Source organism: Neorhizobium sp. BETTINA12A (assembly GCF_023006485.1).
Taxonomy (GTDB): domain Bacteria; phylum Pseudomonadota; class Alphaproteobacteria; order Rhizobiales; family Rhizobiaceae; genus Neorhizobium.
Genome location: NZ_JALBGW010000002.1, coordinates 48,015 through 71,957, shown reverse-complemented (window position 1 = coordinate 71,957; position 23,943 = coordinate 48,015). Strand labels below are relative to the sequence as shown.

The window sequence follows — 23,943 nt, the reverse complement described above, 5'->3', positions numbered from 1 at the left end:
TATAATGGCACGAAATCCCAGGATCGCATTTATCGGAGCAGGCTCGACCGTTTTCATGAAGAACATCATCGGCGATGTCCTGCAGCGCCCGGCGCTGTCGGGCGCCACCTTCGCCTTGATGGACATCAATCCGCAGCGTCTCGAAGAAAGCGCAATCGTCGTCAACAAGCTGATTTCAACACTCGGCGCCAAGGCGAAGGCCGAGACCTATTCCGACCAGCGCAAGGCGCTGACGGGCGCGGACTTCGTCGTTGTCGCCTTCCAGATCGGTGGTTACGAACCCTGCACGGTGACCGACTTCGAGATCCCCAAGAAGTTCGGCCTGCGTCAGACGATCGCCGACACGCTAGGCATTGGCGGCATCATGCGTGGCCTGCGCACCGTGCCGCATCTGTGGAAGATCTGCGAGGACATGCTCGCCGTTTGCCCCGAGGCGATCATGCTGCAATATGTCAACCCGATGGCGATCAACATCTGGGCGATTTCGGAGAAATATCCCGCGATCAAGCAGGTCGGCCTCTGCCACTCGGTGCAGGGCACGGCAATGGAATTGGCGCATGACCTCGACATTCCTTATGAGGAGATCCGCTACCGCTCGGCCGGCATCAACCACATGGCCTTTTATCTGAAGTTCGAGCATCGCCAGGCAGATGGCTCCTACAAAGATCTCTATCCGGATCTGGTCCGCGCCTACCGCGAAGGCCGCGCGCCCAAGCCCGGCTGGAACCCGCGCTGCCCGAACAAGGTGCGTTACGAGATGCTGACCCGCCTCGGCTATTTCGTCACGGAGAGTTCGGAGCATTTCGCCGAGTACACGCCTTACTTCATCAAGGAAGGCCGCGAGGACCTGATCGAGAAATTCGGTATTCCTCTCGACGAATATCCGAAGCGCTGCATCGAGCAGATCGCCCGCTGGAAGGGGCAGGCGGAAGCCTATCGTTCAGCCGACAAGATCGAGGTCGCGCAATCGAAGGAGTATGCCTCGTCGATCATCAATTCGGTCTGGACCGGCGAACCCTCCGTCATCTACGGCAACGTGCACAACAATGGCTGCATCACTTCGCTGCCTGACAATTGCGCAGCCGAGGTTCCCTGCCTGGTCGACGCGTCGGGTATTCAGCCGACCTTCGTCGGCGACCTGCCGCCGCAGCTCACGGCATTGATCCGCACCAACATCAACGTCCAGGAGTTGACGGTTCAAGCACTGATGACCGAGAACCGCGAGCACATCTATCACGCTGCGATGATGGATCCGCATACAGCGGCAGAACTCGATCTCGACCAGATCTGGGCGATGACAGACGAGCTGCTTGCCGCTCACGGCGACTGGCTGCCGGCCTGGGCCCGCACCGGCCGCAAGGTTCAGGCTGCCTGACCAACTCCCTCCCGGTCCAGCGCCTCAAGAAGTCTCGCGGCCTTGCAGCGGGACTTTTTGCCCCAGGACCGGAGGATCACCACGTCTGGCGCAGCGTCGCGTAGATTGCGCGACCGGGATTATAATAATAGGCGCCGCCGTCATCGTTGGCGATATGCTTCTCGTCAAACAGATTGCTGGCATTCATCTGGAGCGTCGTGTTCTCCTGGATCTTATAGGTAAAGGCGGCATCGAAGACGATGGCACCGTCCGATTTTCGGCTATTTGTGTTGTCGAAGTAATACGAACCCGTATAACGAGCCCCGAGCCCGAACGTCATATCGCCGCGGCTTCCGTTGCCTTCTACCGTATAAGTGCCCCAGATCGAGGCCAGGTGCTCCGGAACCTGGGCGAAGCGCTTGCCACCGTAGGAGCCGCCATTCTCGACGATCTTTGAGTCGATATAGGAATAGGATGCGATGAGGTTGATATTGTTCGTCACCTCCGCCTTGGCCTCGAGATCGATACCACGATGCCGGATCTTGTCGACCGTCGCCGGCAGGTACGTCGGAGCTTCATAGGTCGTGATGTTCTCCATCGTCAGGTCGTAGACGGAAGCGGTGAACAGGGCGGGGAAGGCATCCGGGCGATATTTGATGCCGGCTTCATACTGCGTGCCGAGCGTAGGCTCGGTACCCGCGCTCGGCGGCGCGACGGATTCGGCATAGCTGACATAGGCCGCAAGTTCCTCGGTGAGCTTATAGCTCAGGCCGAAGCGCTTGGTGAATTCGCTAAAGTCGCCAGACGCCGAGGTGCCTGTAAGCCGGTCTGTTTCCTTGAGGTCAAGCCAATCGTTGCGCAGGCCGATGCTCGCCGTCAGCTTGTCGAAAAAGGTCAGATCCTGCTGCAGATAGATCGCCTTGGTCTTTTGGTCGCTGGCCACGCTGACGTACGGCGACAGCGATCCGGGTCCGCCCGAATAGACCGGATTTTGCCAGTTTATGGCCGGAGCAGCGGTGTAGAAGCTGTCATTCTTCGACTCGAACTTGTTATACTCGACGCCGAGCAGCGTACGGCTTTCCACATCGTTAAAATTCGTCTCGTAGAGCAGATGCGCATCGACGATGAATTGTTCGGATGACTTGTCGCTGCCGAAGTAATTTCGGTCAATCATGCCCGTGGGATCGTTAGCACCCAGCGCATCGTAGATATAGGCATAACCGAATCCGGTATCCGACTTGCTGTAGCGCGCGTTGGAATTGAAGGTCAGGCCATTCCCGAAATCGTGGTCGAGCGTGACACTGTAGGTGTTCCTGTTCGTCGTATCGTAGTTGTAGTCCGGCTCGCCGAAGAAGCGATCCCTGTCGAGATTCGTCCCCCTCGGATGGCCGCCGCTGCTGGGTGTGCCGTCCTTGTCGAGATGATCGAAGACGAATGAGAGGCTCGTCGCAGCCGTGGGGCGCCAGGTCAGGCCACCCATGATGAAGTTTTCGTCATCCTGCGAGTAGTCGTACTCGGCGTCCGACCGCTGCAACTTGCCGGTCAAGCGGTATGAGAGGGTATCATCCTCGGTGATATTGTCGCCGAAGTCGAAACCGGTCTCCTTGTGGCCGAAGGAACCGCCGGTGCCGTAAATCTCGCCGAAACGTTCGCTCTTCGGCCGCTTGGTGACATAGTTCACCGAACCGCCGGGATCGGAAACCCCGAAGCCCGTGGAGTTGGCGCCCTTCAGTACCTCGATGCGCTCGAAGGCAAAGGGTTCTTCCCGGATCCCGCTCCAGGTTCTGCCGATGACTAGCCCGTCGCGATATGTAAAGGGCGTGAAACCGCGGATCTTGAAATAGTCGTAACGGTCGTCCGAACCGTAATAGTCCGTGACCACGCCGGCGGTATATTGCACGACCTGCTCGATGCTGTCCGCACCGCGCTCCCGGACTTCCTTGGACGTGATGACGGAGACGGACGCGGGCGTTTCCAGAATATCCGCCGGCATCTTGCCGACGCCGGTCGTCTTCGTCGCGACGATCGACTTCGAATCGTTGTCGGTATCGAGGCCAGCGCCGCTGCCCTGGATGACGATCGGTGCGAGTGTCGTATCGGCGTTCGAATTTTCCTGGCCAAGCACGACGGTCGGCGTGAAGGCGACAAGCGCCGTGCAAGCCAGAAGGGCCGCATTCCGGTAGCGGATAAGGGCCGGTCTCGAACGAGCGCTTGTTCTTTCGTTGTCCATATTCACGTTCCAGAAGTTGATTAGGCGGGAGATCGCCGAGACTGATGCCAGGTCTGGGGGAACCATCCCGAACGACATCCTGGTCTGGTATGCCCCCCCGACCGCTACTAACTTGAGCATGATTGTCCAGTATTGTAAATTCTCCGTGCTTTGTAGGATCCCACGGAAATCTCAGTGCTCTTGTCAGTGCAGGCCTGGGGGGCGGTTGACGTGGCTCTCTTAACCTGAAAGTGAAAGTCCACTTAAGGTCTGCGGAGTTTGATGATGCTGCGGTTACTGGTTTCGGCCGTGAAAATGGCGGCGATAGCCATCTGGATTGTTGCGTTCGGCAGCGCCGGGGCAGGCGCCCGGGCTGCCGAAGGAACGACCTATCCCGTCACCATCAAGCATGCGTTTGGCACGACCATCATCGCCAAGAAGCCTGAAAGGATTGCGACCGTCGCCTGGACAAACCATGAAGTGCCGCTGGCGCTCGGTGTCGTGCCCGTCGGCTTCGCCAGGGCCAATTTCGGCGACGACGACGGCGATGGGATATTGCCCTGGGTAGCCGAAAGGCTGGCAGCGCTCCATGCTGCCGAACCGGTGCTTTTCGATGAAGGGGACGGCATCGATTTCGAGGCTGTCGCCGCCACGCGGCCCGATGTGATCCTGGCGTCCTATTCCGGCCTGAGCCAATCGGATTACGACACGCTGAGCCAGATCGCCCCGGTCGTCGCCTATCCCGAGGCGCCCTGGTCGACCGACTGGCGTGACATGATCCGCCTGAACAGCGCTGGCATGGGCATGGCCTCCGAAGGCGAGGCGTTGATCGCAAGGATCGAAGCCGACATCGCCAAAGTGGTTGGCGGGCATCCTGAACTCCGGGGTAAATCCGCGATGTTCATTACCCATCTCGATGCGACAGATTTGAGCACTGTCAATTTCTATACGACGAACGATACCCGGGTGAGGTTCTTCGCGGATCTTGGTCTGAAGTCCCCCAGAAGCGTCGTGGAGGCTTCGAAGTCGGGGAAATTCGCAGGCTCTGTTAGCGCCGAGCGTATCGATGTCTTTGACGACGTCGATATCGTCGTCACCTACGGAAACCAGAAACTGCTCGATGCGCTGGCGGCGAACCCCTTGATGTCCAGAATGCCGGCCGTGGACAAGGGCGCTCTCGTCATGCTCGGTCGTAACCCAGTCGGCACGGCGGCAAATCCGACACCGCTTTCGATCTCATGGGTCTTGAAGGACTATGTGGATCTGCTTGCGGAAGCGGCCAGAAAATCCAAATGACGGCCGGCAGCATACGATCGTTCTCTCGGTCGCTCGTCTCTCGACGTTCGAACCGGACCCGCGGTCTCTGGCTAGCCGGACTGGTCGTGACCCTTTCCGCTCTCTGTGCGCTCTCCGTCACGGTCGGCACCCGTGAGGTGGCCTGGAGCGATATCGTGGCGGCGCTCGCGGGGCGGATCGACGGCATCGGCCAGGCAGCAGTGAGCGTGCGTATCCCGAGGACCGTGCTTGCCGTACTTGCCGGAGCCGCGCTCGGGCTTGCCGGGGCGATCATGCAGGGCGTGACCCGCAATCCTCTCGCCGATCCGGGCATTCTCGGCGTCAATATGGGGGCATCGCTGGCCGTCGTGACCGGCGTGGTCTTGTTCGATATGTCCTCCGCGCAGGGTTATATCTGGGCTGCGATCCTCGGAGCGGGGTGTTCGGCGGTTTTCGTCTACACGATAGGATCGCTCGGGCGCGGCGGGGCGACGCCGTTGAAGCTGGCGCTGGCCGGAACCGCAACGTCGGTCGCCTTCTCCTCCATGGTGATTGCCGTGGTGTTGCCGCGGACGGATATTGCAGGTGGCATCCGCTCCTGGCAGATCGGCGGCGTGGGCGGCGCGACCTTCGAGCGCATTGTTCCGGTCCTGCCGTTTCTTGCCGCCGGTTTCGTGGTTAGCCTTCTGTCGGCGCGAAAGCTGAATTCACTGGCTTTGGGCGACGACGTCGCGACTGGGCTCGGGGAGCGCGTCGCGCTGGCCCGCGCCGTCGCCTCATTCGGCGCCATTCTCCTGTGTGGGGCAACAACGGCGGTTTGCGGCCCCATCGGCTTTCTGGGACTGGTCGTGCCGCATGCCTGCCGTCTGCTGGTCGGGGTCGATCACCGGTGGCTGCTGCCGTTTTCCGCGCTTGGCGGCGCTTGCCTGCTGCTGGCGGCGGATGTCGTCGGGCGTATCGCCACCAGACCTGCCGAAATCGACGTTGGAATTATCACGGCCCTCGTCGGGGCCCCGTTCTTCATCTGGATCGTCAGGCGGCAGCGGGTTCGAGAACTGTGACAGTGCTTTCCCCAACTATTGGTCTCATCGTTGAAAATCGCCGCCGGCGCACGCGCCGGCATGTTCTCGTGACAACCATTTTATTGGCTGTCCTCGTCATTCTTTTTGCGGTGACCCTGTCGCTTGGCCAGTCCTTCACGCCGCCCGGTGACGTCATGCGCGTCCTGCTCGGGGAGGATGTCGCAGGCGCCACCTTTACGGTCGGCAAGCTGCGGCTGCCGCGCTCGGTCCTTTCCGTTCTCGCCGGACTGGCCTTTGGGCTCGGCGGCGTCACGTTCCAGCTCATGCTGCGCAATCCGCTGGCCAGCCCGGACATCATTGGCATCACTTCGGGCGCAAGTGCTGCGGCCGTGTTTGCCATCGTTGTCCTGTCATTGAGCGGGCCGATCGTTTCGGTCCTGGCCGTCCTCGCTGGCCTTGCCGTGGCGCTGCTGATCTATGCACTGTCATTCCGCAACGGGGTTGCGGGGACCCGGCTCATTCTCGTCGGGATCGGCGTCTCCGCCATGCTGGAAAGCGTCGTCGCTTATATTCTCTCCAGCGCGCCAGCCTGGAACCTGCAAGAAGCCATGCGCTGGCTGACCGGCAGCGTCAACGGCGCGCAGCTCGGCCAGGCGCTTCCGCTTCTCCTGGTGTTGGTCACATTTGGCGGACTTCTGCTCAGCCGGGCGCGCGACCTGGAAGTCCTTCGCCTGGGCGACGACATGGCTGCGGCCCTGGGGGTCGAGGTGGCAAGGACCCGCATGCTGGTCATGGTTGCAGCGGTCGGGGTGATCGCAGCCGCGACGGCGGTGGCGGGGCCGATCGCCTTTGTCGCCTTCCTGTCCGGACCGATCGCCGCCCGGGTCATCGGACGTAACGGATCGTTGCTGATACCGGCGGCATTGATCGGGGCGATACTCGTCCTGGGCGGGGACTATGTCGGTCAATTCCTTCTGCCAAGCCGTTATCCGGTGGGCGTGGTGACCGGAGCACTCGGCGCGCCCTATCTGATCTATCAGATCGTGCGCGCCAACCGGATGGGAGGCTCGCTATGACTGTTCATTCTCTGACCGCCAGCCGGCTTTCAGCCGGCTATAACGATGCCGAAATTTTGCACGCGCTGGATCTTACGGTGCCGTCCGGCAAGATTACCGCTGTCGTCGGCGCCAATGCCTGCGGCAAGTCCACGCTCTTGCGCACCATGTCCCGGCTCATCTCGCCCAGCCAGGGGCATGTGTTGCTGGACGGCAAATCGATCCATCGTATCCCATCCCGGGAGCTGGCCCGGACACTGGGGCTACTTCCCCAGTCGCCGATCGCGCCGGAGGGTATTACCGTCGCCGATCTCGTCAGCCGCGGGCGGCATCCGCATCAAGGCCTGTTTTCACGCTGGACGCGCAAGGACGACGAAGCCGTCGAGAGCGCGCTAACGGTGACCAGAACCGTCGAGCTTGCCGAGCGGCCGGTGGACGAGCTTTCAGGTGGGCAGCGCCAGCGCGTCTGGATCGCCATGGCGCTGGCGCAGCAGACGGAGGTTCTGCTGCTGGACGAACCGACGACCTTTCTCGACATCAATCACCAGGTCGAAGTTCTCGATCTGCTGACCGATCTCAACCACGCGCGGGGAACCACCGTCGTCATGGTCTTGCACGATCTCAATCTCGCGGCACGCTATGCGGATTACCTCGTCGCGATAGCCGAGGGGCGGGTGCATGTCGCAGGCAGGCCCGAGGACGTATTGACGGAAAAGAACGTGCGGCAGGTCTTCGGCCTCGAAAGCCGCGTCATTACCGACCCGACATCGGGCCGGCCGATCATGCTGCCGATCGGCCGCCATCGGATGGCGGAGGGGCAGGATCTAAAGGAGAATCGGTCATGAATGCAGTTCAGCCCCTCAAATTGTCCGGCGTCGCACTGCCAAAGGATGCCGAACGCATGCTCGACGAAATCTGCGAGCACTTCACCGAGCATGCCGACGTGCAGCGGAGCAAGGACCACGCTCTGCTGAAGAGCAAGAACAGCACGACGAGCATTCGGCTGGCAGACAGCAAGCTCCTGATCGAACTGGCATGCGAGTCGCAAGCGGCGTTGCAGCTGAATCAGACGATGATTGCAGAGCATCTGTTCTATTTTGCAGGGGAAGATCCTTTTGAATTGACGTGGTCGGAGCATTCGTCCCTCGCGGTGCTGCCGAATATCCACGAGGTGACGGTCGTCTCGGCGGAGGATGTCACCCCTCACATGCGGCGGGTGAAGTTTGCTTGCGCCGATATAGCGCCGTTCGTCGGTGGCGACATGCACGTCCGCCTTCTGGTTCCCCCGAAGGGCAGGCCGCCGGTCTGGCCGGGAATCCGCCAAGACGGGCGCGTCGCCTGGCCTGAGGGAGAAGACGAACTTCTGGTTCGCATTTACACGATCCGCGCCGTCGATATCGAACGCCGGGAATTGTGGATCGACTTCCTGCAGCATCCATCGTCCCCTGTGGCGACACCCGGAGCCGACTTCGCCCGCGACGTGCAGCCCGGAGAAGAAGTAGCGCTGCTCGGGCCGGGAGGAGGAAGCCTTCCGGCGGCACAGTCCATTCTTCTGGTCGGCGACGAAAGTGCTCTTCCCGCCATCGCCCGAATTGCGGCTGAGGTGACGCCGGGCACCCGGATGCAGGCCATCATCGAAGTGCTGGATGAAGCGGAGGAGCAGCCGCTCCCGTCGGCGGGGTCGTTGGATATCCGCTGGCTGCATCGGCGGAGTTATCCGGCTGGAGCCAAAGGCATTCTTGCAGAGGAAGCCAAGAAGGCGATCGCCTCCGTCGATGACGAGATCTTCGTCTGGGTCGCCTGCGAAAAGGCGGATGTGCGGTCCATCCGCGCCCTCCTGAAAAGCCGCCGGCACGACAAAAAGAAAATGTATGTGGCCTGGTATTGGGAACAACATTCCGCCTGATGCTTTGTGGGGCGGGCGAGCCTTTCGAAAGCCGTCCGGCATACCTCGGCGGCCCCTCTTGAGGCTTGTCCGCCGCAATCTATATGATCTTGTTCAAGGGTTTCCACTGCAAAGGTTGAACATGACAGAACGGTTCGAAGAGGCGGAGTTTGTCGACCCTCCGCGTATCTCGAGCGGCGTGCCCGGTCTCGATACCATCCTCGACGGGGGCCTCGATGAAAACCGGCTTTATCTCTACGAGGGCCGGCCTGGCACGGGCAAGACCACGATCGCCCTGCAATTTCTGCTCGAAGGTGTCCGCCAGGGAGAGCAGGTGCTTTACATCACCCTTTCCGAGACGGAACGCGAGCTGCAGCTTGTCGCCTCCCGTCACGGCTGGTCGCTCAAGGGTATCGAGGTCTTCGAACTCGTCCCTCCGGAGACCACGCTCGACCCCGACCGCGAACTGACGGTCTTCCATCCGGCGGAAATGGAGCTCAACGAGACGACGAAGCTCATTCTCGATCGCGTCTCCGAACTCAACCCGAGGCGCGTGGTCATCGACAGCCTTTCCGAATTGCGCCTCCTCGCTCACAGTCCGCTGCGTTATCGGCGCCAGGTCCTGGCGCTAAAGCACTTCTTCGCCAGCCGGCAGTGCACCGTCATCCTTCTTGACGATCTGTCGTCTCAACAGAACGACCTGCAACTCCATTCGATTTCCCACGGGGTCGTGCTGCTGGAGCAGTTGGCGATCGACTTCGGCGCAGAACGGCGCCGCATGCGGGTCGTCAAGATGCGTGGCATCAAGTTTCGCGGCGGCTACCATGATTTCACGATCGAGAAGGGTGGTCTCCACATTTTTCCGCGCCTCATCGCTGCGGAGCATCATCAGGCTTTCGACGACGAGTTCACCTCCAGCGGGAACAAGGAAATCGACGACATGCTGGGCGGTGGGCTCGAGCGAGGTACCAACGTCCTGTTCCTGGGGGCCGCCGGGGTAGGAAAGTCGTCACTTGCCCTGACCTATGCCTTGGCGGCGGCAAACCGCGGCGAACATGCCGTCATTTATGCCTTCGATGAGGGGCGTGGAACGCTGCAGGCGCGGGCCAGGAACTTGGGTTTCGATCTTCAAACCCATCTGGACAGCGGGTTGATCCGGTTGCAGCAGATCGATCCTGCGGAACTATCTCCAGGGGAGTTTACCGCCAACGTCCAGAAAAGCGTGGAGGTCGACGGCGCGCGCGTCGTCGTCATCGACAGTTTGAATGGCTACATGAATGCGATGCCGGACGAGCGTTTTCTGGTCCTGCAGATGCACGAACTGCTGACCTACCTTGGCCAGCGTGGCGTACTGACCATCCTTGTCCTCGCACAGCATGGGCTCGTGGGCCCGCTCGAGGCTCCGCTCGACCTGAGCTATCTCAGCGATTCCGTCATCATGCTGCGGTATTTCGAAGTGCAGGGCACCGTGCGCCGAGCGATATCCGTCGTGAAAAAGCGAAGCGGCAGGCACGAGCACAGCGTGCGCGAGTTCAGGCTGTCCGACAATGGCATCAAACTCGGGCCGCCGACGCTCGAGTTCACCGGCGTGCTAGCCGGCTCGCCGTATTTTTCAGCCGCTCCTGTAACGAGTTCAGCAGACGGAAATGATGGCGCCAGGTGAAGACCAACCAGAACCCGTTATTGTCTTTGCTCCGGTCGGCAGAGATGCGGCCGCCTCAGTCGGCTTGCTCAATCGAAGCGGCATCGCGGCAAAGGCCTGTAACGATCTTCAAAACCTCACGGGAGCACTGCAGACCGGCGCTGCAGCCGCATTTATTGCCGAAGAGGCCCTGTTCGGAAAAGATGCGAGTTTGCTTTTCAAATGGGTTGCCGACCAGCCGCCATGGTCGGATCTTCCTTTTATCCTGCTGACCAGCCGCCAGGAGCAGACCGGCATCGAGGCATGGCGGCAGAAACTGATCGATTCCTTGCGCAACGTGTCCCTTCTGGAGCGCCCGATCCAGGCCCTGACCCTTGTCAGCACGATCCAATCGGCGCTTCGCGCGCGAGCCCGACAGTTGGAACTGCGTACGCTGCTGGAAGAGCGCGAGCAGGCCGCCCAGGAACTGGAGAAGCAGGTCATCGTGCGCACCCAGGAACTCAAAGCAGCAAACGAGGCCCTGCGCGACCAGATGACGGTGCGGGCGCATGTGGAGGAGAAGCTTCGGCAAGCCCAGAAGATCGAAGCGATCGGCCAATTGACTGGGGGCGTCGCTCACGATTTCAACAATCTGCTGATGGTGATTTCCGGAGGACTGGAAATGCTCGACCGCCAGACTGACCCGGCCAGGCGAAAACGCTTGATGGACGGCATGCGCCAAGCCGCCGAACGCGGATCGGGCCTGACACGGCAGCTTCTGGCTTTTTCCCGCCGGCAGGAACTCCGGCCGCAGACAGTCGATCTCGCCCGCCAGATCGGGGGGATGCGCGAACTGCTCGACCGCAGTCTGAGGGGCGATGTCCATGTCACCCTCGAGTTCTCACCTGATCTGTGGCCCGTCGAGGTTGACGCAAGCGAGCTGGAACTTGTTGTTCTCAATCTTGCAGTCAACGCCCGCGACGCGATGCCCAAAGGGGGCACGATAGAAATCCGCGCGGAAAACGTTCCTGTCTCGGATCAAGCCGGCCCCGCCAAGGACTTCGTCTGCCTTTCCGTCAGCGACAACGGCTCCGGAATGACCCGAGAGGTGCAGGCGCGCGTGTTCGAGCCGTTCTTTACCACCAAGGACATTGGCAAGGGATCCGGCCTTGGCCTTGCGCAGGTGCACGGTTTCGTCCAGCAGTCGGGCGGGAAGATAAAGATCGAAAGCGAAATCGGCCGGGGAACGAAAATAATCCTCTTGTTGCCGCGTTCTTCGAACCAGCCTGGACCGGATCAGCACAATCTGGTCGATCTGCACGTCGCGCGGCGACGCCCGGCTTCGGCGGGCAGCATCCTGCTGGTTGAAGACGACGACGAAGTCGCGGCTCTTGTCAGTGAAATGCTGGATGATCTTGGATTTCAGGTCGTCCGTGCCGCGACGGCTGCCGCTGCTCTCGGCGCGCTTGCGAACGGGCGGCGGGTCGACCTGGTATTTTCCGATATCATGATGCCTGGAGGAATGAACGGCGTGGAATTGGCCAAGGAAATTCGAGCTCGCCGCACGGACCTGCCGATCCTGTTGACGAGTGGATATTCCGAAGTCGCCAAACAGGCGGCAGACGCGCAAGGCATCAAGATCCTACGCAAACCCTACCAGCTTGCCGAACTGTCAGAGGCTCTTAAAGGAGCAATATTCAAGAAGGACATCAATTGACGCCGCCAGACCGCAGATTGACAGACCATGCGGGTGGAGTTTTTCGTTCGGCCGAGCAAGGTGCGTTCGGCGGCATACTTTTGCCGGCGCCGAATCTATCATTCTTCTCGCTAAACTAGAAGGAAGCACAACCGGGAATAACAAATCCTTTAATTATTTCTCCTAGGATCACGGAGTTGGAGGGGTAGATGAAGGATTTTCTGGAAAGCAAAGCCGGCAGGCAGCTGGCGCAAGTGACGGCAGTCGCGATGGTTTTGCTCATCGGCTGTATAGCTTATGACGACCTGCTGCTGGAGCTGGTTCAGTCGATCAGTGCGGGAAAAGCCCATCTCATCATCATCGTACTCATCGTTGCAGGGCTTGCGAGCTTCGCCTATTCGGTGCTGCGCATTCTCGATATGCGCAGTGAAATGATGAATCGCCGGAAGGCCTTCGATGCGGCGGACCATATCGCCACGCACGATCATCTGACGAAACTTCCCAACCGTTATGCCTTCGACAGGTTCGTCCTTTCGCAACCCGATGAAAGGCAGCAGGAAACAGACGAGGATAACGGGCCGCAGACGGCAACGGTGTTTTCGATAGATCTCGATGGCTTCAAAAAGGTCAATGACCTTCTCGGCCATCAGGGCGGCGACGTCCTGTTGAAGGAAGTGTCGCGGCGCATCTGCGCGTTGGCTGAATACGAATGCGTCTTCCGCTTCGGCGGCGACGAATTCGTCGCCGTGGCTCGTAATCTCTTGCCGGAAAAGGAGGAGCTCTTCGCCCAGCTGCTCATCCACTCAGTTTCCCGGCCGGTCCGCATCGGCACCCTGTTGACGCAAGTCGGTGCCAGCGTCGGTTATGCGCGCCTGCCGGACCACGGCAACTCGCTTGAGGAAGTCTGCCACCGGTCGGACGTTGCGCTGTACGAGGCGAAGGGCCGGGGTCACAATCAATATTCCCTGTTCCAGCCTGAAATGCAGGAAAAGGTCTCTGAGCGCGCCAAACTCGAAGGCGACCTTCGCCGGGCCATCGACGAGGGCAAGATCGAACCCTTCTACCAGCCGCTGATCAATCTCAGGACAGGTGAACTCTGCGGTTTCGAAGCGCTTGCCCGGTGGAACAAGGACGGCGTATTCGTCTCACCGCAACAATTCATTGCCGTGGCCGAAGAGACCGGCCTCATTACCACGCTCTTCGAGCAGCTTCTGTCGAAAGCCTGCCGCGATGCGCAGCTTTGGCCGGGAACATTGTCGCTCTCCTTCAACGTGTCGCCGGTCCAGATGGAAGACAGGCTGCTCGCAAGCCGTGTTCTCCACATCCTGCAGCAGACCGGCCTACAGGCGTCCAGGCTGGAAATCGAGATTACCGAAAATGCTCTGATCGATGACCCGGACCTTGCCGCCGCGACGATCGAGCAATTTCATGCCGCCGGCATCCAGGTGGCGCTGGATGATTTCGGAACCGGATATTCAAGTCTGGCGCAATTGGCGCGCTTCAAGTTCGACAAGATCAAGATCGACAAGAGCTTTGTGTCGAGCTTCACCCATAACGACAAGAACGCCAAAATCATCGACGCGGTGCTTGGCTTGAGCCGCAGTCTCAACCTCAAGACCACTGTCGAAGGGATCGAGGAGAACGCCCAGCTCGCCTACTTCCTTGGTCAGGGCTGCGACATAGGGCAGGGCTATATCTTCGGCAAGGCAATGCCTCAATCGGAAGTGGCCGGCTTCGTCAGCAACCGTAGGCAGGCATTGAGCGCCTGAGCGAAGCCTGTCCGAGAAGAGGCGAGCGGAAGGTCCTGGCCGAGAAGTATCGGCAGCGTCACCATTTTCGCGGCCAGGAGATTTGATGTGACGCGGGAGCTATACGGCTGCCCGTACCTCCGGCTCAAGCTGTGAGCGAAGCACGAAACCGTTCTGTGGGCGCTTGAGACCGAGGTTCTCCCGCAGCGTCGTTCCTTCATATTCATGCCGGAAAAGACCACGCTTGCGCAGGATCGGCACGACCTGATCGACGAAATCCGTCAATCCGGCGGGCAGGATCGGCGGCATGATGTTGAAGGCGTCGGCAGCGCCATTCTCGAACCATTGCTGCATCGCGTCGGCAATCTGCTCAGGCGTGCCGATCACCGTGCGATGGCCGCGGGCGGTCGCGACGGCCAGATAGAACTGGCGCAGTGTCAGATTGTTGCGCGATACCAGATCGGTCACCAGCTTGAGGCGGCTCTTGTTGAGTTCCGTATCCTGCGGCAGAGGCGGAGCGGGATCGTCCAGCGAATAACCGGAAAGGTCGACGCCTTTGTAGTGGCGGGCAAGGATGTTCCAGGCGATCGAGGGATGAACGAGCGACTGGATATAGTCGTAGTTCTCCTGTGCTTGCCTTTCGGTGCCGCCGAGAACGGGGAATATGCCGGGGCTGATCAACAGGTCGTCCTGGCTGCGTCCATAGCGGGCAAGCCGTCCCTTGACGTCGGAATAAAATTCCTGGGCATCTTCGATCGTCTGGTTGGCGGTGAAGATCATCTCGGCGGTTCGGGCCGCCAGCTCGCGGCCGGGTTCCGATGCGCCGGCCTGGACGATGACTGGATAACCCTGCACGGGTCGGCCGACATTGAGCGGACCGGTGACCGAGAAGAACTGACCCTTGTGGTCGACGAGATGCACCTTGTCCGGGTCGAGATAGACGCCGCTTTCCTTGTCGCGGATAAAGGCATCATCCTCGTAGCTATCCCATAATCCTTTCACCAGATCGACGAATTCCTCGGCGCGGGCGTAGCGGTCGGCATGGGCGGGATGGCCCGGGATGGAGAAGTTCTTGGAAACATCCGCGCCCGTCGTCACCACATTCCAGGCTGCCCGGCCCTTGGAGATATAGTCAAGTGAGGCGAACTTGCGGGCGAGAAGATAGGGATCCTCGTAGGTGGTGGACGCGGTGGCGACGAAGCCGATATGGCTCGTGGTCTGCGACAGCGCGGCCCACAGGGTCACCGGTTCGAAATGGGCACCCTGCGAGGAACGCCGAAGCGCCTCCGGGTCATTGGCGCGCTCCCAGCCGGCCGGGCTGTCGGCCACGAAGACCAGATCGAACTTGCCCCGTTCCGCCGTCTGCGCCAGTTCGCGGTAGTGATCGATATTCAGTCCCGCGTCGGCCTGCGAAGCCGGATGGCGCCAGGCCGCCACATGATGGCCCGTCGCCATGATGAAGGCCCCAAGCCGCATTTGTCTCTTCTGTTTACTCATTGACGTGTCCCCCGTTCGAGGTGTTGAGATTGAGCTGACCCGTGCGGGCCATGATGACAACTTCCGTTGGATTTCAGGCGGCTCGCCGTCCGGGAGTTTCAACCCCGAGGCGGCTTAAAAGCTGGGTGCGGATTTTTGCAAAGCGCGGATCGCCATGATCGCGCGGCGTCGGCAGATCGATCCGCAGGTCCTCGATCAGATGACCCTCGTCGAGAACCAGTATCCGGTCGGCGAGCGAGATTGCCTCGTCGACGTCGTGGGTGACGAGCAACACGGCCGGCCGATGTCTTCCGCACAATTCCCGCAGCAGGTCGTGCATCTTCAGCCGGGTCAGTGCGTCGAGGGCACCGAAAGGCTCGTCGGCCAGAAGCAGGGACGGCTGGCGGACCAGCGAGCGTGCAAGCGCGACCCTTTGCTGCTCGCCGCCCGAGAGCTGGTTTGGCCAAGCTGCCTCGCGCCCCTCGAGCCCTACCTCGGCCAAGGCCTTTCTGCCTGCTTCCTGCCCGGCAGCCCCCGGCAGACCGAGAGTGACGTTCTGGATCACGGTGCGCCAGGGCAGAAGACGTGCGTCCTGGAAAACGACCGAGAGATTGTCCGGTGTTTCAAGCGTCCCGGTTCCCTGGACGTCGTGATCGAGGCCGGCGAGCGCCTTGAGGAAGGTGCTTTTGCCGGAACCGCTCCTGCCGAGCAGGGCAACGAATTCCCCTTCTGCGATATCGAGATCGACGCGATCGAGGATCGTCTTGGTGGCGAACCGGCGCACGAGGTTGCGGACATGCACGGCTCTGGATGCGGACTTCAGTTGGCTAGAGTGCGGCGCCATGAGAGGACCCTCCGTTCGAGCAGGCGGACAAGACCGTCCGAGACAAGGCCGAGCAGTACATAGACGACCAGGCCGACGAGGATGACATCGGTTTGCCCATAGTTGCGGGCGAGGTCGATCATGTAACCGAGCCCGCTGGTGGCGTTGATCTGCTCGACCACGACAAGCGAAACCCAGCAGAGAGTGACGGCAAACCGCAGGCCCAGAAGAAAGCCGGGCAATGCGCCGGGCAGCACCACCTGAAAGATAAAATCCTTCTGGCTCATGCGCAGGGTCTCGGCCAGTTCGACGTAGCGGCTGTCGATGCCGCGCAGCGCATTATGGGTGTGGATGTAAATGGGTATGATGACCGCAAGGGCGATCGTGGTGACCTTCATGCCTTCGCCGATGCCGAACCACAGGATCAGCAGAGGGATCAGAGCCAGCGTGGGGATGGCGCGCTTGATCTGAACGGGGCCGTCGATCAGTGCTTCGCCGATCCGGGAAAGACCGGCGGTGACGGCAAGGATCGTGCCGATGACCAGACCGATGCTGAGGCCAAGCAGGGCACGCGTCGCCGAGGTCACGAAGTTATCCTGCAGCCGGCCTTGCTCGATCAGCCTTCCAAAAGCCTCGACGACCGTCCAGGGCGCAGAGAGTATGCGCGGGTCGATCCACCCGAGAGCGGAGCCGCCTACCCACAGCAGCACCAGCAATGCCGGCCCGATTTGAAGCCCGAATGGTATCGCCGGTCCCGGCCCCAGTCTCCGGCGGCTCCGGGACGTGACGGGCCTCGCCACGGCTGGAACGGTATATGCACTTTCACGGCTGGAAGACCGGGATGATTTCGCCTCATCCGCATCCCAAATGGTTGCCATGCTTCGGATCTCCTCTTGGATGATGCAGGGGGATTACTGGCTCTTCGCCAAGGCGGCGGAGGCGGTCTTTTCGAACCGGTTGTCGAAGATCTTTTCCACGTCGAAGGGCTTGTAGCCGAGCTCCGCCGCCAGCAGGTTGATCGTCTCCTGGTGGCGCTTTTTCACCTCGTTCCAATCTCCCGAAACAACCTGCTCCCCGGTCAGCTTGACGAGATATTCGCCGTCATCCTGACTCAGACCCTGCTGGCCGACATAATATTCCTTGATCCAGATCTCGGGGTTCTTGTTCACCCATTCGGTGGCGCGTGCCCAAAGCCCGACATATTCGGCGAGAGCCGCGGCCTTTGCCGGATCGTCGAGCACCCATTGCGGTGCATAGAGATGGCCCGGATCATCGCGCAGCCCGTGTTCGACGAGCGTCGCGCCATCGCCGCCGTACTGGGCGATATAGCGCCTTATATAGACGCCCCCGAGCGGCGCGACATCGACCTGCTTGCTGGCCAGGGCCTTCGGATAGACATCGCCGGTGCTCGGCAGTTCGACCAGGGTGACGTCGCTTTTCTTGAGGCCCGCGGCATGGAGGGCGCGCAGAACGAGTGCTCCCTGGGCCTGGCCGGGGCTGAAGGCGATGCGCTTGCCGCGGAAATCGGCCAGCGTCTTGATGCCGGCGCCCGGTGCCACTCCGAAGCGGTAGATGGGATTGGCAATCGGGTCGCGGCGTTCGCGATAGGCGATGTTGCGAACCGGCAGATTGTTCCAGTTGGCGAAGATCGAAGGGATTTCCGCCACCGACCCGACGTCGAGCGCCTTGGCGCGGAATGCTTCCGAGGTCTGCGGGCCGCCGCTGATATTGGCCCATTTGACTTCGAACGACAGTTCCTTGATCAATCCGGAGACCTCCAGCGCCTTCTGCGTCACCGGATCGCCGACCGTCAGGACTGTTCCGGGCGGCACCTTCGGAAGAAGGGGCGCGTTCGTCTGGGCCGCGACCACCCCGCTCATGGTGCCGAAGGCAAGTAGGCCGAGCAGCGCCGTTCTCACAGTTTTTACCAGTGTCATCGTTGATCTTCCCCTCATCGGTTGCAGGACACGAAAGTCGATGCACGGAAGGGTGGGATATTTTCTATAAAAGAAATAGACTATTTAATTTAAGAATGCGCCGGATAGTGAAATATCATCCCAACATGTCGACCGAGGACACGAGAACCGGCGACCCGGTGCGGCATTTCGTTTTCTTGCTTGGACGCTACAGGGCCTGCCCATGATACGCCGAAAGCGCCGGCACATCATCTATAAGCCTCTGCGCCAGCGTCTGCTGGGTGGCGACGTCGCCGCGATAACGTGCCTCAAGAAATTCGCGATGGACCTTCCGTGCCGCCTCGGAAGTTTCACGAAGCACGGTGCAGACGGGAACCTCTTCCGTCTTGCCTTTAACCGTGATGCGGTCGAGTTCGAAGACTGCGAAAATATCGTCCACTGCCTGTGCGGTCCTCTCACCTAGCAGCAGTGGCACGCCATAAGCCTTTGATGCGGATTCAAGTCGAGCTGCCAGATTGACGGCGTCTCCGAGCGCGGAATAGTCGAAACGGCTCGTCGAGCCCATGTTACCGACCACGCATTCGCCGGTATTGATGCCGATTCCGATCGCCAGCGGATAATAAGTCCGTCCTGCCGCCTCCGCTTCGGCCTCCAGATCGTCGTTCAGCGCCTGCATCGAGTCGAGCATATCAAGCGCGGCGGCTACCGCGTGGGCCGCATGCGCTGGATCGTGGAGCGGCGCATTCCAGAAGGCCATCAGGCAGTCGCCGATATATTTGTCGATCGTGCCGCCATGGGAAAGCACGATGTCGGACAGCGGTGTCAGCAGCCGGTTGATCAGCATCGTCAACTGTTGCGGATCGTCCTTGAGCTGCTCGGCAATGGTGGTGAAGCCCCGTACATCGCAGAACAGGATCGAAAGCTCGCGCTTCTCGCCGCCGAGCTTCAGCTTGGATGGATCGCGAGCGAGTTGATCGACCAGGGCAGGCGCCAGATATTGCGAGAAAGCTCGGATGATCTGCCGGCGGCTCTTCCGCTCCTGGGCGTAGTCGAGCGCTGCCTGTGCTGCAGTCATGCCGGCAAAGGCGAGGGACGCCGCTATAGGTGACAGGAAGACGCGGCCGAAACGCAGGGTGACGTAGCTGCCGACGAACAGCACGACGATCACCACCGCGCCGCCCGCCACCGTGTGCCAGCCGGTACCTTTCCAGATGAGCACCGCCGCCGCCACGACCGCGACCAGAAGCAGCAATTGTCTCATCGGGCGATTGGCTTCGGCGATTGAATTCTTGAGCCGCAGGTTGTCGAAAATAGTCGCCTGAACTTCGGCGCCGGCCAGCAGCTTGCCATCGTGAATCGTATGGGAGGTCGGGAAGGCGTCGGCTCCGCCATTGTCGATCGACGGCGCATTCTGCAGGCTCAGCCCGACGATGACGATCCGGTCCTTGAACAGGCCCGGCGGCAGGAAATTTTCAGGATCCAGAGCCTGATAATAGGACACCGTCGGATAGGCGCGGGGACCGCCGAACACCTGAATAAGGCTTCCGGGCTCCGGCAGACCCACTTCGATGCCCGCGGCCGTCGCGACCACGGCGGCAAAGCCGTCGACAAAGTCCGGCATGTCCCGCAGCACGCCGTCTCGATGCAGGCCGACCGAGGCGATGCCTGTTGGCGCTTGCCTGTCGGAGAACATCTGCAGCGGCATGACCCGGATGAACTGGTCGGCCTGGTTAGAGGTTACGAGCGTCTCGTCGCCCGCCAGCACGACATCTGGCCCGAGCGTGGCGGCAAGCGCCTCGTCCTCGGCCGGCGCAGACGGTTCGGAAAAAATGATGTCGAGGCCGATCACTTTGGCGCCGGCGGCGCGCAGCAGGGAGACCAGCTTTGCATGCAGGCCGCGCGGCCACGGCCACTGCACGTTGATCTCCGCAAGCGACGGCTCGTCGATCGCCACGACGATCGGCCCTCCTTCCGCAATCGGCTCATCCGGGATGGTCGAAAGATAGTCGAATGCCCGATAGTCGATCAGCGGCCAGCCCGGCAGGCGCGTGAGGAGTGCTACCGCAGCGAAGAAGAATGCCGCCAGAATGGCAACCTGCACGCTGCGCGACGAGAAGAAGCGCAGCATTGAAAAGGAGAAACCGCGCCGGCCGGCCATTAGAACCGAACTTTGAGCGTGCCCCGGAAGGACCGGCCCCAACCGGGTGTGCCGGCGCTCACTTCGATGTTTTCGTCCAGGAGGTTATAGGCCGCAAGTTCGAGTTCAAACAGTTTGTCAAACGGTTCCCACGTCAGGCTGGCGTCCAGGGTCCAGTAGTCGTCGAGTTCGATGCCGACTTCGTCGACCCGGTTGCCCACGTAGTTTGCGGCAAGTGTCGCCTTCACATTCGCTTCGTTGACCCAGGTGAGCGCCACCTGTCCTCCCCATTCCGGGATGAAAGGTATTTGCCCCCCGGCAACTGGAACATCGCTTCTATCGTCAGTGTCGGAGTAGGCGACAGTTGAAGACAATCCGAAACCATGGCCGAGCAGAAAATTGGCGTTCAAGCTGGTGCGATCTATGGTGCCCTTATCGATATCCGCTGTTGCGGCCGACAAGGGTATTGAAATGCTGGCGCCATTGACCTCCTGATGCTGGAACTCAACCGCGGTGAAAATCTTTGGCGTCCATTCCGCGTCCCAACGCGAAGCATATGTATCCACATAGCCGCCGGGACTCACGGCAATCTGATTTTGCTGCAATCCAACCACCCCGATCGGGGAAAGTGTTGGGGTGGTCAGATCAAGGCTGTTCCGCATGAAGCCGGCCCGTAACCACTGACCTTGGAGAGGAGACCACGCACCTCCGAGGCGAGGATCCAGTCTAAACTCACTGAGGGCACCATTTTCGATATATGTCCCGAAAAGGGCATATTCGACCTTCAGGTCAGGGCTGACCTCTTGCAGCAAGTCAATATATGCTCGGCCAACCGTGCTACGATCCGAGGTCGAAGCCGTAACCAAGCCGAGAGGCGGGATGACGACTTCAAAGCCTTGGGATTGCCGGGCATCGATCCATCCGCCCTCGATGCCATAACGCCACGTGAGATCTCCTGCGCCTATGCTGTGATTGATTGCAGCAATATATGCTTTCTGGCTCACCTCATTTGTGTTCAGTGTCGCTATCAAGGGCAAGCCAAGAAAACGGAATTCCTGATACTCTCGATCCTCGCTGCTGATTTCGCTAAATAGCAGAGCTGCGTTGAGGGTGTTTTCAAAGCCGAAGGTATGGCTCCAACCGACACCTCCATTGGTCACCTTGGTGGAGACGTCCACATTGGTAAGTGTTGTGAAACCACCGCCGCCATCAGCCTCAAAACTACGGCTGAAATCGGTGCGCCCCCGACCAAAATATAGCACAAAACGATCGTAAGGAGTCGGGCTTGCTGTCAGATAGCCCGTACCGCTGATCGGCTTGTTCTCCGTATCGAGATCAGTCAGCGCGCCAATATCACGGCTGTCCGGCACCCTCTGCCATTGCAAATTCCCATAGAAGCTGATCGGGAACGGCAGATTGCTGTACCCCTGGACCTCACCCTCGCCAATATAATCAAGCTCTCCGCCCGCCATATTGATCCCTCCGCCGACCGAACCTTCGAAGAACGGTCGTCTCATGATGTTGGCGGAGCGCGAGCGGCCGGAAATGATATGCGGCTCGAGCATCAGGCCCTGCAGGAAGGACGAGAACGCCTGCCCGTTCGGCGCGTTGGTGATGACGTTGTCGCCGTAGAAGTAGTTGTTGACGAAGGGGTTGGCGCTGCCGTGGATGCTCTGGTCGATATAGGCGGTGCCGGCGAACGGATCGAAGGCGGCGTCGCTGTAATATTCGCCCCAGGCGTTCATGCCCTGCAGTCGGAACGCATCGTTCAGCGTCGACCCGGCCTGCTGGTTGGCGCCGAGCGAGGTGAAATCGCCGCCGCGGGCTTTGGAGCGCTTGAGATATTCCTGCGCGTTGCGGATGGCGCCTTCCGAATCGTAATTGTCGATCGCGATTGCCGTGCGCAGGGCGGATATTATCGGATCGTTATCGTCGAGCCGTTCGGCATTTTCCGTCGCCTGCTCGGCCGGCACCCGGTCGCCTTTTTCGTAATTCGCGGCCGCAAGCAGCAATTGCGCTTGCGAATAGGCCGGATTGGCCACGCTTGCCGCGAGCAGGTCGTCGACGGCCTTGTCCAGCTCTCCGGTCTGCAGATAGTAGCGACCGCGCGCCACGAGCGTGATGTCGAAGGCCGGATCGATGGCGAGCGCGGTGTCGATCTCGCGCTTGGCATCCTCGATCCGGCCGATATCAAGATAGAAGATCGCCAGGTTGGAATGGGCGAGCGGGTCCTGCGGATCGAGCTCGATCGACTTCTTGAAGGCGGCTTCGGCCTCGCGGTTGGCGTTTCGTGCGGCCTGGATGTTGCCGATCGCGTTCCAGGTCGTCGAGCCCCCGGGTGCGACCTTGATGGCCGCTTCGAGGTCGGCGAGCGCGCCCTGATAATCGCCCTTGAAGCCCGCGCGGAAATGCGAACGAGCCTCGAGCGCCGTCGGCTCAGCGGGATCGATCGCAAGCGACCGGTTGAGCGCCTCCTCCGCCTGGGCGCGATCGTTCAGCAAGACCGCAAGCCAGCCGCGATAGGCAGGCAGTTCCGGATCGTCCGGATACTGGCGCTCAGCCTCCTTGAGGACCTTGATTGCCGCCCCCAGGTCCTGCAGGAAGCCGAGCGCGTAGGCGCGCAGAAATGCGCCGTCCGGTCCCCCCACCTGCGGCGGCAGTGCTTCGACCCGGTTGGGATCGGCAAGCGCCCGGGCATAATAGCCGCCGTAAAGTGCGATGCCCCGTCGTTTGGAATCCAGGCCGCGCTGCGCCTTCTCGAACAGCTTCGCGGCTTCCGCATAGCGGGTTTCGCTTGCGGCGAGGACTGCCTCGATCAATGTCACTCGGGCCTTCTGCGAGGCGGAAAGCCGCTGGCCCTTGGCCTTGGCAAGCGTCTGCCGCGCCCGCTGGCGACCCTCGAGCGAAAGCTGGGCCTCGGCAAGCGAGACCCAATCCTCCGCGCTGCGCCGTTCGGCGGGGATCGCCGTGATGCGATCGGCTTTACGGCGCATTTCGGCAACCGGTTGGGCTGACGGCGGCATCCGCTCGAATGCCTGGCGCGGCGGCAGGAAGAACAGCATCTGCTCGCGGTCGTCGGAATCGACGATGACGACCTTGTGCGGCGCCTGGCCGATCGAGGCGACGGCTCCCTCGCCCTGGCGCACTTCGACGCTGCCCTGCGGATTGCTGAGCTGCACGATGCCCTCGAGGACGTTGAGCGAGGTTTGGTCGCCCTTGACCGTCATCGTCCAGTCGGTGCCACGGATCGCCGCGGCCGCCGCCGGCGTCTCGACCCGGACACCAGGCCCGCCGCGTTCCGCGCGTGCCCAGATGGTACCGGACTGAAGCTCCAATATGGTGTCGGCGCTGGTGCTGGCGGTGATCTGCTTGACAACCAACGAGGAATTGCGGCCGAGCCGGACCTGCGTCCGATCGGAAAAGAGGATCGCCAGCTGGCCGGTCGCATTGGTACGCAGCACGTCGCCGGTGACGAGGTCTTGCTTCAGGTCGACGAACTGCCAGCTGGACACGTCGATAAAGCGGACTTCCTCGCCTGCCTTGCGCGCAATGACTGCCCCGGCAGGCTGCCCCGATCGTTGCACAGGCTCTGCCGCTGCCGGCGACGCTAGTCCGCCAGCAAGTATAGGCAGCGCGACCGCTGCAAGATAAAAACGATTGATCGCCCCCGACATGCTTCACCACTGCTTTTAAACCTGGCAAGTGTCAAGATAGCCTTTAGAAACG

General features: G+C 60.9%; 16 protein-coding genes and 1 pseudogene. 10 read left to right on the top strand and 7 right to left on the bottom strand.

The genetic code is table 11. The features are described 5' to 3' along the window. Positions 1-4: 4 nt before the first annotated feature. Positions 5-1,375 (top strand): alpha-glucosidase/alpha-galactosidase, encoded by a 1,371-nt coding sequence (locus MOV61_RS01250; RefSeq protein WP_247135248.1) that lies wholly within the window; start codon positions 5-7, stop codon positions 1,373-1,375. 76 nt (positions 1,376-1,451) lie between these two features. On the opposite strand, the gene MOV61_RS01245 is transcribed toward MOV61_RS01250, so the two are convergent. Beyond that, the gene (locus MOV61_RS01245; RefSeq protein WP_247135247.1) at positions 1,452-3,584 is read right to left on the bottom strand and encodes a TonB-dependent siderophore receptor; all 2,133 of its coding nucleotides are present in this window, start codon (positions 3,582-3,584) and stop codon (positions 1,452-1,454) included. Positions 3,585-3,878: 294 nt separating this feature from the next. Between MOV61_RS01245 and MOV61_RS01240 the strand changes: the two genes are divergently transcribed. The 9 genes and pseudogenes from MOV61_RS01240 to MOV61_RS01205 all read left to right on the top strand — a co-directional run bounded on the left by MOV61_RS01240 (position 3,879) and on the right by MOV61_RS01205 (position 13,886). After that, complete coding sequence (locus MOV61_RS01240; RefSeq protein ID WP_408962334.1) at positions 3,879-4,859, top strand: iron-siderophore ABC transporter substrate-binding protein; 981 nt, start codon at positions 3,879-3,881, stop codon at positions 4,857-4,859. Continuing rightward, positions 4,856-5,899, top strand: a complete 1,044-nt coding sequence (locus MOV61_RS01235; protein ID WP_247135246.1) for an iron ABC transporter permease — start codon at positions 4,856-4,858, stop codon at positions 5,897-5,899. Before MOV61_RS01240 ends, MOV61_RS01235 begins: the two co-directional genes overlap by 4 nt. A gap of 2 nt (positions 5,900-5,901) precedes the next feature. Continuing rightward, positions 5,902-6,936, top strand: coding sequence for a FecCD family ABC transporter permease (locus MOV61_RS01230; RefSeq protein WP_408962333.1), 1,035 nt, complete (start codon positions 5,902-5,904; stop codon positions 6,934-6,936). Further along, on the top strand, positions 6,933-7,760 hold the full coding sequence (locus MOV61_RS01225; RefSeq protein ID WP_247135244.1) for an ABC transporter ATP-binding protein: 828 nt from the start codon (positions 6,933-6,935) through the stop codon (positions 7,758-7,760). Before MOV61_RS01230 ends, MOV61_RS01225 begins: the two co-directional genes overlap by 4 nt. Next, positions 7,757-8,821, top strand: a complete 1,065-nt coding sequence (locus MOV61_RS01220; protein ID WP_247135243.1) for a DUF2218 domain-containing protein — start codon at positions 7,757-7,759, stop codon at positions 8,819-8,821. Before MOV61_RS01225 ends, MOV61_RS01220 begins: the two co-directional genes overlap by 4 nt. 121 nt (positions 8,822-8,942) lie before the next feature. Continuing rightward, positions 8,943-10,463 carry an ATPase domain-containing protein gene (locus MOV61_RS01215; RefSeq protein ID WP_051900666.1) on the top strand — a complete coding sequence of 507 codons (1,521 nt, stop codon included), beginning with the start codon at positions 8,943-8,945 and terminating at the stop codon, positions 10,461-10,463. Next, positions 10,447-11,163: pseudogene (locus MOV61_RS30395) on the top strand (hybrid sensor histidine kinase/response regulator); the annotation flags it as partial. The gene MOV61_RS01215 and the pseudogene MOV61_RS30395, both read left to right, overlap by 17 nt. A 102-nt stretch (positions 11,164-11,265) precedes the next feature. Continuing rightward, positions 11,266-12,138: an ATP-binding protein gene (locus tag MOV61_RS30390; protein WP_309493539.1), complete on the top strand. Its 873-nt coding sequence runs from the start codon at positions 11,266-11,268 to the stop codon at positions 12,136-12,138. 188 nt (positions 12,139-12,326) lie between these two features. Next, entirely contained in the window at positions 12,327-13,886 is a 1,560-nt protein-coding gene (locus MOV61_RS01205; RefSeq protein WP_247135242.1) for a bifunctional diguanylate cyclase/phosphodiesterase, read from the top strand. Between the two features lie 99 nt (positions 13,887-13,985). On the opposite strand, the gene MOV61_RS01200 is transcribed toward MOV61_RS01205, so the two are convergent. The 6 genes from MOV61_RS01200 to MOV61_RS01175 form a co-directional block, all read right to left on the bottom strand. After that, complete coding sequence (locus MOV61_RS01200) at positions 13,986-15,362, bottom strand: LLM class flavin-dependent oxidoreductase (protein ID WP_247135241.1); 1,377 nt, start codon at positions 15,360-15,362, stop codon at positions 13,986-13,988. 73 nt (positions 15,363-15,435) lie between these two features. Next, positions 15,436-16,185, bottom strand: a complete 750-nt coding sequence (locus MOV61_RS01195; protein WP_247135240.1) for an ABC transporter ATP-binding protein — start codon at positions 16,183-16,185, stop codon at positions 15,436-15,438. Further along, positions 16,161-17,042, bottom strand: a complete 882-nt coding sequence (locus MOV61_RS01190) for an ABC transporter permease (RefSeq protein ID WP_247135239.1) — start codon at positions 17,040-17,042, stop codon at positions 16,161-16,163. Before MOV61_RS01190 ends, MOV61_RS01195 begins: the two co-directional genes overlap by 25 nt. 33 nt (positions 17,043-17,075) lie before the next feature. Continuing rightward, positions 17,076-18,101 (bottom strand): ABC transporter substrate-binding protein, encoded by a 1,026-nt coding sequence (locus tag MOV61_RS01185; protein WP_247135238.1) that lies wholly within the window; start codon positions 18,099-18,101, stop codon positions 17,076-17,078. Between the two features lie 187 nt (positions 18,102-18,288). Continuing rightward, positions 18,289-20,208 carry an adenylate/guanylate cyclase domain-containing protein gene (locus MOV61_RS01180; protein ID WP_247135237.1) on the bottom strand — a complete coding sequence of 640 codons (1,920 nt, stop codon included), beginning with the start codon at positions 20,206-20,208 and terminating at the stop codon, positions 18,289-18,291. 29 nt (positions 20,209-20,237) lie between these two features. Further along, entirely contained in the window at positions 20,238-23,891 is a 3,654-nt protein-coding gene (locus MOV61_RS01175; RefSeq protein ID WP_247135236.1) for a FecR domain-containing protein, read from the bottom strand. Positions 23,892-23,943: the final 52 nt, after the last annotated feature.